At 37.7% G+C, this 12782-nt stretch carries 17 protein-coding genes; 6 read left to right on the top strand and 11 right to left on the bottom strand.

The genetic code is table 11. The features are described from left to right. Nucleotides 1-8: 8 nt before the first annotated feature. From NQ560_RS15320 to NQ560_RS15305, 4 genes are all read right to left on the bottom strand, one after another. On the bottom strand, nt 9-167 hold the full coding sequence (locus NQ560_RS15320; RefSeq protein WP_226901469.1) for a hypothetical protein: 159 nt from the start codon (nt 165-167) through the stop codon (nt 9-11). Nucleotides 168-372: 205 nt separating this feature from the next. Beyond that, complete coding sequence (locus tag NQ560_RS15315; protein ID WP_005334777.1) at nt 373-786, bottom strand: hypothetical protein; 414 nt, start codon at nt 784-786, stop codon at nt 373-375. A gap of 642 nt (nt 787-1428) precedes the next feature. Beyond that, nucleotides 1429-2184, bottom strand: a complete 756-nt coding sequence (locus tag NQ560_RS15310; protein ID WP_040015611.1) for a hypothetical protein — start codon at nt 2182-2184, stop codon at nt 1429-1431. A gap of 880 nt (nt 2185-3064) precedes the next feature. Further along, on the bottom strand, nt 3065-3247 hold the full coding sequence (locus tag NQ560_RS15305; RefSeq protein ID WP_052302926.1) for a DUF6061 family protein: 183 nt from the start codon (nt 3245-3247) through the stop codon (nt 3065-3067). A gap of 351 nt (nt 3248-3598) precedes the next feature. Here NQ560_RS15305 and NQ560_RS15300 point away from each other — a divergent pair, with 351 nt between their 5' ends. Genes NQ560_RS15300 through NQ560_RS15275 form a run of 6 tightly spaced genes read left to right on the top strand, consistent with a single transcriptional unit; the run spans nt 3599 to nt 7324 of the window. Next, complete coding sequence (locus NQ560_RS15300) at nt 3599-3985, top strand: plasmid mobilization protein (RefSeq protein ID WP_005334781.1); 387 nt, start codon at nt 3599-3601, stop codon at nt 3983-3985. Then, the gene (locus tag NQ560_RS15295) at nt 3963-5516 is read left to right on the top strand and encodes a relaxase/mobilization nuclease domain-containing protein (RefSeq protein WP_040015612.1); all 1554 of its coding nucleotides are present in this window, start codon (nt 3963-3965) and stop codon (nt 5514-5516) included. The genes NQ560_RS15300 and NQ560_RS15295 overlap by 23 nt, the downstream gene beginning before the upstream one ends. Before the next feature lie 29 nt (nt 5517-5545). After that, on the top strand, nt 5546-5872 hold the full coding sequence (locus tag NQ560_RS15290) for a hypothetical protein (protein ID WP_003864545.1): 327 nt from the start codon (nt 5546-5548) through the stop codon (nt 5870-5872). Further along, nucleotides 5859-6638, top strand: a complete 780-nt coding sequence (locus NQ560_RS15285; RefSeq protein ID WP_005334787.1) for an FAD-dependent thymidylate synthase — start codon at nt 5859-5861, stop codon at nt 6636-6638. Before NQ560_RS15290 ends, NQ560_RS15285 begins: the two co-directional genes overlap by 14 nt. Then, complete coding sequence (locus tag NQ560_RS15280; RefSeq protein WP_040015613.1) at nt 6628-7041, top strand: dUTP diphosphatase; 414 nt, start codon at nt 6628-6630, stop codon at nt 7039-7041. The genes NQ560_RS15285 and NQ560_RS15280 overlap by 11 nt, the downstream gene beginning before the upstream one ends. A 4-nt stretch (nt 7042-7045) precedes the next feature. Beyond that, complete coding sequence (locus tag NQ560_RS15275) at nt 7046-7324, top strand: helix-turn-helix domain-containing protein (protein ID WP_005334794.1); 279 nt, start codon at nt 7046-7048, stop codon at nt 7322-7324. Between the two features lie 130 nt (nt 7325-7454). Here the strand turns inward: NQ560_RS15275 and NQ560_RS15270 are convergent, their stop codons facing one another. The 7 genes from NQ560_RS15270 to NQ560_RS15240 form a co-directional block, all read right to left on the bottom strand. Continuing rightward, nucleotides 7455-7883, bottom strand: a complete 429-nt coding sequence (locus tag NQ560_RS15270) for a hypothetical protein (RefSeq protein ID WP_005334795.1) — start codon at nt 7881-7883, stop codon at nt 7455-7457. 115 nt (nt 7884-7998) lie between these two features. Beyond that, nucleotides 7999-8313, bottom strand: coding sequence for a helix-turn-helix domain-containing protein (locus NQ560_RS15265; RefSeq protein WP_005334796.1), 315 nt, complete (start codon nt 8311-8313; stop codon nt 7999-8001). Between the two features lie 224 nt (nt 8314-8537). Continuing rightward, nucleotides 8538-8828 (bottom strand): hypothetical protein, encoded by a 291-nt coding sequence (locus NQ560_RS15260; RefSeq protein WP_005334797.1) that lies wholly within the window; start codon nt 8826-8828, stop codon nt 8538-8540. 3 nt (nt 8829-8831) lie between these two features. Beyond that, a complete protein-coding gene (locus NQ560_RS15255; RefSeq protein WP_005334798.1) occupies nt 8832-9716 on the bottom strand; it encodes a YodL domain-containing protein in 885 nt (294 codons plus the stop codon). Beyond that, complete coding sequence (locus tag NQ560_RS15250) at nt 9706-9966, bottom strand: transposon-transfer assisting family protein (RefSeq protein ID WP_003864553.1); 261 nt, start codon at nt 9964-9966, stop codon at nt 9706-9708. The genes NQ560_RS15255 and NQ560_RS15250 overlap by 11 nt, the downstream gene beginning before the upstream one ends. Continuing rightward, the gene (locus tag NQ560_RS15245) at nt 9963-12545 is read right to left on the bottom strand and encodes a JAB domain-containing protein (protein ID WP_005334800.1); all 2583 of its coding nucleotides are present in this window, start codon (nt 12543-12545) and stop codon (nt 9963-9965) included. Before NQ560_RS15245 ends, NQ560_RS15250 begins: the two co-directional genes overlap by 4 nt. Then, the gene (locus NQ560_RS15240; protein WP_005423587.1) at nt 12535-12702 is read right to left on the bottom strand and encodes a hypothetical protein; all 168 of its coding nucleotides are present in this window, start codon (nt 12700-12702) and stop codon (nt 12535-12537) included. Before NQ560_RS15240 ends, NQ560_RS15245 begins: the two co-directional genes overlap by 11 nt. Between the last annotated feature and the right edge of the window lie 80 nt (nt 12703-12782).

The raw sequence follows: 12782 nt of genomic DNA, 5'->3' as shown, positions 1-12782 counted from the left end.
CACATTTTTCATTTTTTACGTTCTAATTTCTTCTTATCCTTTTTTATTTCTGCAATCTTTACTTGCAGCCAGTCCACATTTCTATTTCGGGCAGAAATTTTAGCGATTTTTTTCTGATTTTTATATAAAATAAGAGCTTCTCCAAATAAATTCTTTTTTCTTTTCATCTGGGTAATATCCGTTAATCTTATTTTACAGTTCTTCCTTAAAAATCCATTTCTATATAGCCATCCATCCTTGACAATTGTTTTGTCCATTAAAACATAAAATAAATTTCTAATTATCTTTTCATAAGTTCTTATAACACCGATATATCCCTATTTTACAGGCTTTATCGGTGTTTTCTTTTTGGCAGATACTTCTTATAACCACTCATAAATCTGCATTCTTACTAAGTCCGTTTTCTTTTGGAAATATTTTTTCAATGTCACGAAAGCGGTTTGCACAGAATATATGTGGTAAAATATTCCAAGCGTGAATGGAATGGTCGCAACCGCTGTTTGTTATTGTGAGTTGTCCCCATGTTACTGCCGAATTGAACGCATTATTTAAATAGCTCATATCCTTTTCTTGTAATGCTAAGTAACTTCCTAAATAAACAATCTTTTTTCCGAAATTTTCATGCAATAATTTCAGCCATATAATAATCTGTTCTTCTGGCTTTTTACTTTGACAGTATTTCGTATACTTCTTTAATCGCTCATCAATATATGCGTTCATGTTGGCATATCCAAACATTTTATCCACATTTTGTAAATATAGTTTGATAAGTTCCTTTTTTTCCATAGAGTACCTCGTTTCACTTATAAAATTTTGCTATTTGCTACATAAATGCTTTCAATCCCATTAGAATAAGTATAATAGCAATATATACACCCCACTTATCCCAATTATAAGTGTCATAATAAAATTGAAAACAATACAAACTTTCTTCTGATTTAAAGAAAAATGTTCAAATTTTTCAAGGTTGTATTGACGAATATAACTTTTAGTAATTATGGAATAAATTGAATAACCAATAGCAATGATACTTGAAATAATAGCAATAATATCAGTCATTTTACAATCCATATCTTCCCTCCTAAAAAGTTTGCATATCATTACCACAAAAATTAAAATATTATAATGTTTAAATTTATTGTTTTTCTTTTGTGAAATAGATACTTTTTATATCACATCTTATAAAATGCGGTTTTGCCTTGTAAATACAGCGTTTTCCGCCTGTTAGTGTATAGTGTCTTTTGTTTTTTGTGCCCCCCTTGTTAGATAACGGGGGCTTAATCTTCGCTCGCCACAGGCTCGCTCACAGACGAAGTAAACCAGCCACTTGCAAGACATGGCAGAAAAATCTGAAAGATTTTCCTGCCACCGTGTCTGGATCACTCCGTCTGCCTAACTAATAATATAGTATTATGTAAAAATGTCATTTTATTTAGGTACATCTACCGAATAGCTTAAACAGTCACCTCTTTTGTTACTTTGTAAGTCATTGTAATACCATAGATACATGACTCTGTCATATACATTGATTTCAATTACACCGTCCGGTTTTTGTCCTTCTACTTCCAATGAATAGATTTCTTTATCATGTGCATAGCCGTAAACAAAACGCTTGCTTGGATAATCGGGGTTTAAGTCTTGTTGGAAATCACTTAATTTCAAAGAAGAGTGAATAAGCTCTGTAATATCATCTAACAAAATTCTATCTCGTTTCGTTGTAACCGGTGTAGCATTTATAAATGCGTATTGTGTATGCCCATTCTGTATCTGCTTTTTACAACGAGCCATTACTAAGCCTTGAATATCATCGTTATCATTTCCAGCCCGATAGAAAATCGTATCATATTTTTTGCCTTGCCATATATGCAAGGTTTCATCAACATGATTAAGAAAATCAGCAGGAACCGAAAGTTCCTCATTTTCAGCATTCAAAGTGGAAAGTTGAATAGCTTCTTCAATCGTGTCATAATATACAAGCTTGGCATTATTTTTATCATAATCATTTATCGTAAATTCCACGTATTCATTATCTTTATTTTCTTCTTCCGGAACATAAGTATAACGACCATTTTCAATATGGTCATCATATTCAACATCAACAAATAAACCAATCCCTATCAGAGCTACAAAAATCAAAGAAATCGCTCCAATTATGATTAACATTATTTTCAAAAATTTTTTCATGGCATACACTTCCTTAATCACTTCAAGTTTATCTATTATTATTTATCATATTATATCATTAGAAAATTGAGTAGTCATCACTTTTCTAGTATCTGTCAGAATATTTTTTATTCCATAAATTATCAAGAGTGTAAACATTGCTACGCAACAAGCTCTTGACAATTCATGTCCTAAAAAATGATTAATAATCAAGCAGAAAAAGAATAGTTATACTGTATTACAGCAACAAAAAAGACATCTCATATTCTGTATGAAATGCCAATTTTGCCTTTATTTATGCTGTTTTCTCTGTCGTATCAAGGTTCTTTCATTCGTAGTAAATTAGTGGTAAAATTCTTTTATTTTTTGTTTCATATTGCTTAAAATCCCTGTGTTTATGCGGATAATTCGATTTTTACTCTTTTTGGGATAAAAACTGCATCACAATATCGAACCAAAATATAAAAATCAATTTTATCTCTTTATCATAATTATATACATCAACTAACCACATTGTAAAGCAAAAAGCAAGCCATTTTCAGACTTGCTTTCCACCAGATTACTGCACCTTATTGCCAAATCATCTCCTTATTCAAAATTCCCTTTTCACACTCTTGTATAGTATTTATTTGCTACCCATTCCATCTGTTTATCTGCCTTCAACTCTTCCTTAATCCCCTGTGTCTATTTCATTTGCTCTACAATTGACTATTATTCCAGCGATTATATAAAAACCATAACCAATACAAAATATGGAAACGGTGCTTCTAACTATACCGCTAAAGCCTTTCGCCATTATCCCGAAAATAGTACTCCAGCAGAGAAATAGCGCCAGCAGACATAAAAAACTCGAACCCCTTGTAAAATGGGCATCAGAAGTTTTCTACCCGTTATTCTTGTTCTATAATTCAAGTGAATCTTCTGAATCTATCCACATCTGTAAATTGCCATCGAGATATAATCTTGCATATTCTAAAGGCTCATCCACAGCCAATGAAGTAAGCGCACATTCTGATCCATATGTGGTTTTTAAATCTTTTTCAGCTCCCCAGCAATCAATGCGAAGCATATATCCAACACTTATGCTTTTCTCTTTTTTTCATTCTATCACAAGCTCACCATTAATCATCATTTTTTTGATATTTTTTCTTTTCCCCCACTGTAAAACAGGCTCTCAGCGTTTCGTTATATAGAGGGGTACACATACAGAGCAAGATCCACCCATGTTTAACAGTATTGCCATTTGGCATCCTGTTCTCCTATGGGATTTATCTTGATGGGGATCTCCCCATACCCTCTCAATAACAGACGTTTCACTTGTCTGTTGGTTCCACCTAAAGGTGTTCACAGCACTATTTCTAATATCGGAAGGGACAGCCGATATTGAAATACGTGGATTCCCGGCGGGAGGAATAGTCTCAGCGAAAGGAGGAGTATGAGAACAAAAAACAAAGATAAAGAACTGAATCACAGACATTTTATAGGATTACGTCTTACAGATGTCGAACTGGATTTATTAGACCAAGGCGCTGCTTGTTTATCTGTTAGCCGATCAGAATATCTGAGGAAACTTCTATTGGAAAAGCAAATCCATCATCAGATTGAAGTTGTTGCAGACATGAATGATCTCAGAAAACTGGTCAGTGAATATGGAAAAATCGGATCGAATCTCAATCAGATCGCCAAGCATTTTAACAGTGGTGGCAGTCAGTCTCGTGCTATAGAAAATGAAATCCATCAGTGCATCACGGACTTATTCCTATTGAGAAAAGAGGTACTGAAACTGGCAGGTGGTATGAATGGCAATCGTAAAACACATTAAAAGCAGAAATGCAAATTACTCGGCTGCTATCAATTACCTTCTGTTTGAACATGATGAAAAAACCGGGAAAAAGATAGTAGATGAATCCGGACGAAGCATCCTACGAAAAGAGTTTTATATGGATGGACTGAACTGTGATCCGATGTCTTTTGACAAGGAATGTGAACTGACAAATGCTCATTTTCACAAAAATAAGAAACGTGAAGATATCAAAAGTCACCACTACATTATCAGCTACGATCCAGCCGATGTTACAGAAAACGGTCTTACCGGAGAGAGAGCACAGGCAATCAGTTTGGACCTTGCAAAGCAGATGTTTCCCGGATATCAGGCACTGGTGGTTACTCATACTGATGGTCACAATGAATCCGGAAATATTCATACTCATATCGTCATCAACAGTGTGCGAAAGACTGTAGTGGAAAGGCGGCCTTATATGGATAAACCACATGAGGAAGCCGCCGGTTACAAGCATCGATCCACTGATAAATTCATGAACACTTTTAAGAAAACCGTCATGGATCGGTGCCAACAGGAAGGACTTCACCAAATAGATCTTCTTGCACCGGCTGAGAAAAAAATCACTCAGAAAGAGTATATGGCACAGAAACATGGTCAGCAAAAATTAGATGAAATCAATCAGAAAATCATCGAAGATGGTCTCAAGCCAACATCCACCGTGTTCCTTACACAGAAAGAATATTTGCGAAATGCAATTGATGAATGTGCTGCCACATCCAATAGTTTTGATGAATTCCAATCCAAACTTCTGGAACAATTTCAAATCTCTGTGATTGAGCATCGTGGCAGATACAGCTATCTTCATCCTGATCGACAGAAGCGGATTACTGAACGTGCACTGGGAACACGATATGGAAAAGAATACCTGAAACAGACCTTCTTACGCAAGGATCCATTGGCCATTCTCTACATCAGATCTCACCTGCGCCTGATTGTAAATCTCCAGACAAATGTGAAAGCAATGCAGAGCCCGGCTTATGCTCATCGGGTAAAACTTTCTAACCTGCAGCAAATGGCAAATACCATTATCTATGTGCAAGAACATGGATTTGATACACAGTCAGATTTGAAAAACACACTGCTTGCATCAAAGCAAGAACTAAAAGAAATGCAGACACAGGTTGCTCAGCATCGTTCCGATCTAAGGATCCTCAACAATCAGATCCGTTATACCGGACAGTACTATGCAAATAAAGAAGTTTATTCCCAGTTTTCAAAATCAAAGTACAAAGAAAAGTACCGGAAAGAACATGCGAAGGAAATTCAGAAATATGAAGAAGCCAGAGATTGGCTGAAATCCTTTTATCAGGATGGAAAGATGACAAGCCTAAAAACCTTGACTTTACAAAAAGAAAAACTGCAACAGCAGATAGCTTCCGAAGAAGAAGCAATAAGCAGCTTGAAAGAAAAATTAAAAGATCTGGATACTGCCGATCAGAATGTTGATGCCATTCTTCAGATGCAGATTCCGGAACCAGTAAGATCAAAAACCAAGGATCTCGAACGATAACCATCACAAAACAAAGGAGGAACTATCACATGACACAAGAAGAATTTAATATTGTATTTGAACTTCAGATGAGAAAGTGTGCCGATATTCTGGCACATAAAAAGAAAGAATATACCGGTGACAATATTGACCGCCTCAGTGCATTCAAGATTGCTGCCGCCTTACAAAACTGCGATCCAAAAGCAGCACTGGCCGGTATGATGTCGAAACATGTCGTATCCCTTTACGATATGTGTTATTCCACTCTGTTACATTTTGACATGGAACAGTGGGATGAAAAAATCACAGACTGCATCAATTATCTTATCCTTTTAAAAGCTCTGGTAAAGGAGGAACAGGCCTATGGATCACATTGAAACAGCTATCTTAAACTGCTATGGAATCCGGGAAGCAGAACAGAATATGGTCTTTGCTGCCAGGCTCACACAACACGGTCATACGATCCAGAACATGGCAGATCTGATGGAGCTTTACCATCAATCCTACAGTCAGAAAACCGTAGAAAACATTGCAGGACTTCCGCATCCAACAGTACAGAAATTCATGGTCATTTCCGTGGCTGTTGTTGGTGCAAGCAGACGCTTCCTGGCACAGATCACCAGGCATCAGAACGAAGTGAAATACATGAGTGCATCTCTGCAGTACAGCAATTATTCCGGTCATGCTGCATTTGCTATTCCATATGGAATCATGAAAGCAGATAAAGAAATCCAGGATATTTACAAGAAAAGCTGTCAGTCAGATCTGGATCATTATGCAGAGCTTTGTGCCTTAGGCATTGATCATGATTCAGCCGGATATGCCACACCTCAGGGACTTCGAAACGTACTGATCATCAGCGCGACACCTTACCAGTGGAAGCATATGATTGGCCAAAGAACCTGCCGAAGAAATACGGATGAAACAAGGATTGTGATGCTACAGATCTGGCAAAGATTGCACAAATTGAGCCCAATCCTTTTTGCACCGGATCTTACCGGTCCATTCTGTCAGAGAGGAAGCTGCATGGAAAAACAGATGTCCTGCCAGAATCCTATTTCAAAACTTTGGACTCCTGCTGATATCTTAAAAGAAGATTATCCATTGCTCATCAGGAAGGAGGTGAGCAGCCATAAAGATTAAACTGATTGACTTTGGTCTGAAAGCAGATCATCATCCCTTCCGACCACATGAAAATGATGCCGGTGCGGATGTATTCATGCCTTATGATTGCGTATTAAAACCAGGCGAGGTTGCAAGAATTCCACTTGGATTCGGTCTCATCATCCCAGATGGATTTGCCGGATATGTCTTTCCACGAAGCAGCATGGCAGCAAAAGGACTGGTATGCGAACTTCCACCGATTGATTCCGGTTACCGTGGTGAGATTCATGCCATTATCAGCAATGTGAGCACATCTTCTCAGACCATTCATAAAGACACACGCGTCGGTCAGCTGGTGATTACACCGGTCGTGATCGCAGATTTTGTCCTGGACCTTGGTAATGAACGAGGAACCGGGGCTTTTGGAAGTACAGGAGAATAATACTATGATTACATTTGGAAGAAAATTAAAACACTTAAGACAGAAAAATCATCTCACCCAGAAAGAACTTGGCATAGCTGTTGGATTTCCCGACAGCTGTGCTGATGTCCGGATTGCTCAATATGAAGGCGATGTCCGAACACCAAAAGAGGATCTTATGAAACTCTTCGCATCAACACTCGGTGTTCCGGTTGAACTCTTTACCGTACCAGTACTCTCAGAACCTAGAGAGTATGAAGCGGCAGAATATTGGAGGTATGAGTTAGGGGCGGAACTAGATTAATTGTCATAATACTGAAATGAGGCAACGGATTTTCCGCTGCCTCGCTTTTATCATTTTGAGGGTAATTGAAAATATCCTCCTGTGTTGAGCAATCCTCTTTTTCTGCGCTTTATCTGCATATCTATATATTTCATTTTATTTCTGTTCCATCGATAAAAAGCACATATTTATCCGGATTATGAACAAGATCATAATCTTTTCCATATTCAATTGGTCTAAATTCTATCTGCATAATGGATTCGCCATTTTCGATATCTTCTTTCCAAGAATATACGGTCATATCAAGGCTGGTTGCATATCCATGATCTGTAGAAAATTTTATTGAATGAAATGAATTCTCTTTATACATTTTTAAAAGCAGTCTTGCAAATGCTTCTTTATCAGAAATATTTTTTCTGTTAGCAACTACTGTAAGATTTTCATCTCTATTCATAGAAAAACTGCCAACTACATCTGGATCACCTTCTTTATACTTTAATAAGCTTTTTCCAATTATCATTCCAACAATAATCGAAAAAACGATAGCAACAAATACAAGTGTTATATTATTTTTCTTCATTTTATCAAGTTCCTCAGAATTATATATAAGTCTTTAGAACTACTATATCATATTTTCACGTTAAACCAAATAAAAAAGAAGAGCAATAAGCCCTTCCATCTTCTTATTCACGTATTTATTCCACCAATGCTCTCACTGCATTGATAATTCTCTGTTGCTTTTCTTTAGGTAGTTTCTCTATCATTTCAGATAATTCATTCGTAACGCCGCTAACCGAATGTGTCACAACATCAATCAATAGTGTATCTGCTGAAACATCTAATGCATTTGCAATCGCAATAAAAGTATCAAGTTTTGTTACTTTCAGTCCTCTCTCTATAACACTTACATGAGTTGGACTCAAGTTTACCAGTCCTGCCAATTCTTCTTGTGTAAGATTCTTAGCTTCCCTTGCAGCTTTTATTCTCTGACCAACCGCCTTTAAATCCATTGTGACACCTCCTTTAGAACGATAATTCGGTCTAAAATTAGTATAACGATTGATCTTTAAAACATACAGAATCTACAGATTGTTAACTTGTTCTTTAGAACTATTTTAAATTAAAAAGGCCCAAAAGGGCACTTTCCCTTTTGAGCCTATACACTTTATCAGCTAACGTATTTTGCTTTCATTTTTTCTCATGGTCATGAGGCTTTTTTCTCTTAAATCGCATTCTATGAATCCTTCGATTGCTCTTTCTGTTCTTCAATAATTCGTTCGGTTGCTTTATGAATTCTATCCTTGGAATAGGGTGGTCTTAAATTCAATGATAACCGCCCTTTTTTAATCATATACGTTTCACTACCATCCTCCGAAGATCCTTTCAACCAGCAATCATCCGGATACTTCTCCGCAAAAGACCTCAACCGTTTCTGCAAGCTCTGATTGAAGGTATACACATCATAGAATCCATCATCTTCATTAGTCAGAATAATCGTTTCTTTTTCACACTTTAACCTTCGCATATTCTATCCCCGCTTTCTTTCCATTTCCTGATCCAGGTACTTTGGTATCGGCTTTCCGGACCGGCGAGCAATGGCAATCTGTTTCTGATGCAGTCGTTTGATTACGGACCTTCGTTTCTTAGGTTTATTATTTTGTTGATTTCGGGACGTCTGTTTGTTGTTGCGTGCATCAGAAATTTTTTCCAGGTTCTTCTTCTGATTATTCACCAGACCGTCCACCATATCATAGTTAGCTTCTGTACCAGATTCTCTGCTTCGTTCATAAGTGCCGTTCTGGTAGAATTTCTGGTAATGTTCCAGACGGATTTTACCATCTTGTTTTAGCTGTTCGACCGGATTTAGCGGTACCTGCTGTTGGATGTAATCATGAATCTTTTGTTTTGTCTTTTCATCGAATTTCTTACATTCTTCGACAACCATTTTTCCATAAGCATCCAGGATAACACCCTGGGCCTGATCTCGGTATACCTGATGTTCCATCAAATAAAACTGTTTTCCATCAATAATGACGGTGTCTGTTGCAATCCAGTTCCCCTTTTTCCCATCAATCTGATAATTCTCAGTTTCCATAGTGATCAGTGCACCGGATGTGTTGATACGAATAAATCCGGCCAGATACTGTGGATAGTTCTCATCTACATAGTAGCAGCTGATTTCTCCATTCTTGTTCAATACGAGCACGTCACTGACTTCGCATTGATTTTTCGTCCGTTTCCAGATGTCAGCGACTTTTTCATTTTCCTGCATTTCATGAATCGAGATTAATCGGTAATTTTCGACAGTAATCGACACATTCTGCTGTCTTGCCTCTTGATATGGCAGATGCCACAGTGCTTTTCCTGCTGTCTGCTGATCTACTCGGTAGACTGCAAATTGATTAAGCTTCATAGGCATCATCCTCCAAGTTATTCAGATAATAATTCAGATCCAGAGAATAGTAGTATTTGTCTTCGATCTGCTGTAATTTTCCAACTGTAGAATTGATGATCTCAATTATTTCATCATTCTCAGGATCACTTTCTTCCTGTTCCAAAACTTCCAAAGCTTCTTTCAGTGTTTGGATTGTTTCTTCCTTTGTGTGCTGCTGGAAGATAGCAGTAATAGTCAGTTCGTTTTCTTCCAGGTTTACATTTCTCATAGGCTCATTTCCCCCCTTTTCTTTTTCGGTATTGGTTTCATCTGTATATTCAGCTCCTTCTCGTTTTTTTCTTCTCTTATATTTTTTTCGTTATCCACTTTCTTATTGGATTCCAGAGGATTTTCCACATTTGGATGTCTTTCTTCCAAGTATTTTTCCACACGACTGATTGCATTTTGCACATAAGAATTTTCTCTAAATCCAGGAATCGAATTCAAAAATTCTTTCTGTATTTTTCCTTCAATCATCAGACTCTGCATTCCTTCATAATCACTTCCGTCTTTCAGATCAAAGCCAACACATTTCAGTCCATGCATACGTTCTGATGGGATTTTCTCATAAGCTTCCAAGGCTTCTGGTAATGTCAGGTCATAATGTACTTCACCCATTACAGGAAATTCAGCACATTCAACCGCATAAAAGCTGATACATGTAAGATCATTTTCATAATCCACATTTTCTATTTCCGGGACAATATCGAGTATTTTTTCTCTTTGTGCTGCAAAGTCTGGAAGTTCTGCAAATCCAAATCGATCCACGTAATATGCCTGCATATCCCCACCACGGTTTGTAATGATAACATCACTGACCGACATAGCATGTGCTTTATAATCTGCCGGTGGATTATCGTTGAACATAGCGTACAAATCATCCAGCTTTTCATTTTCATGTAATCTGCCAGAATAGACACATTTATAATTTTCTGCATCGATTGTAATTCCATCTTCTTTGACCATTGCCATATTCATAAATAAATGTTGTTTTCCCGGTGTGTCTTCATCCACATGATAAATCGCATAGAGGTCACCATTACCTCTGAACATTTCTTCCTCTAGGGTATAATCATACTTAAATGGGTACATAGCCCGATCAACTCTCTCCGAAACATCCGTCCCTTCTGCAATCGTATCTTCCAGCCAGTCTTTGATATCTCCCCATGATTCAAACTGCAAATACCCGGCAATTTCATGTGTCCCATCCGGTGCCAGTACAATATGTCCCGGTTCGCTTTCCCGATAATCATAGCGGTATCCGGCTGCTTCCAGTGCATCTACCAGAATGCCGTATTTTTCATGTAATTCTGTTTTCTGTTTTTCTTCAAGAATGATTTCCAGTTCTTCTGTAAGCTGATCGATCATTTCACCGGCTGTCTTGCGGATCACATCCATAGATGCTTTCATTTCCTTCATTTCCCGGCTGCTGCTCCACCCTGCAATATAAGGAAAACTGTAATCCGATGTATCCAAACCAAAGGAAGAACACACACAGTAAGCAACAGATTCTGCTTCAACCTCTTTTGTCAGACGGTCTTTTTCTACACCCAGGCTTTCCATGATTTCCTTGTCATGCAGTTTAGCATGGACAGTTTCATGAATAGCAGTCTTTAAGGTCTGGCTTTCACTGAGTCCTTTTTTGATCACGATTTCCTTATCTGCATTGTGATAATATCCATTGGCATTGCCATCGATCTCATCGAATCGTATCGGCACTGGGGATATTTTCTGAATAGCCTGCATGAAAGAATCAAAATCCTGTACAGCTGCAGTCAGTAATTCCGGTGCCAGTGTCTGGATTGGTTCCCCGGATGTCTGAGCAATATCAAAGACGGTAACTGCTTTAAAATGCGGAACTGTAACTTCCACCTGTTCAGTCTTAGGTTTTCCATCGGTTCCCATGATCGGTCGCTGATTTTCATCCAGAACCTCTTTTTCCTTCATTTTCTTATATGGTGCCGGTGCAATGATTGTAATTCCTTTTTCGCCTTTCATGACCTGTCTACCCATGGACTGCCAGTTTTTGTAGCTGGTAACAAGTGTGGCATCCGGTCGCTGCATGGCGATCAGCATTGTATTATTAAAGGAATAATTGTGAAACTTTGCCATGGTTTTAAGAAATTCCTGATAGCGGTTACTTGTAAAAAGTTCTTCCACACCGGATTCCAGTGACTGCATAATGCTGTCCATATCTTTTCCCTGAACCGGTAATGGAATTGTTGCTGTCTGCACTGTTGGAATATCTCTTACGTCACCCTTTTCTTTTGTATCTGTTACTTCTTCATAGGGTGCGGTGGCTTCAGTCACCATTCCTTTAGTCAGATCAATATCTTCAACACGAGTAGAAAAACGAACCCTGCTATCTGGAAATTCTCCTTTATCTCGAAAGGAATAGTAATTCCCATTCCGTCCTGTAATGATGTGATCAACCAATGAAATCCCCATCAATTCCCCTAATTCCTGCATTCTTGCTGTAGTCTGGATATCCGATGTAGATGGTGTCAGATTTCCGGACGGATGATTATGAATGAGCATCATTGAATGAGCATTCGAAAGAATTGCACTCTTAAATATTTCTCTTGGATTAATTAATGCTTCATTCAGCGATCCTACAGATACGATATTCATATTGATCGGTGTTAAATCTGCCTGTAAATTAACAATACAAAAGAGTTCCCGATCCATCTGGGAAAGAAATTCATTCATAACACGAATTGCTACATCTGGATTATTCATAGGTTCATTACTATAAAGTGGTGGCTGTTCCACCATACGAATTGCTACCTGTTCTAATTTATCTGCCATCAGCAACACCTCCAATCGGCACATTTATAATAAATTCCTGATCATGTAACGTCTCAATTTGCTTCTTCAATTTTTTAAACGAAAATGTGTGTGATAATCTTTTTCGATACTGGCTGTATCTTAAGCTTGTATTTGTTTTAATGTTCTCTTTCGTCATAATCTTCTCCTTTTCAAAATGCCCCACGACATTTCCTTATGCCGCAGGGCGTTTGCTCATTTAACGGGTTTCATGCTTGA

Source organism: Dorea formicigenerans, assembly GCF_025150245.1.
Classification (GTDB): domain Bacteria; phylum Bacillota; class Clostridia; order Lachnospirales; family Lachnospiraceae; genus Dorea; species Dorea formicigenerans.
This window is presented reverse-complemented; position numbering and strand designations above follow the sequence as displayed.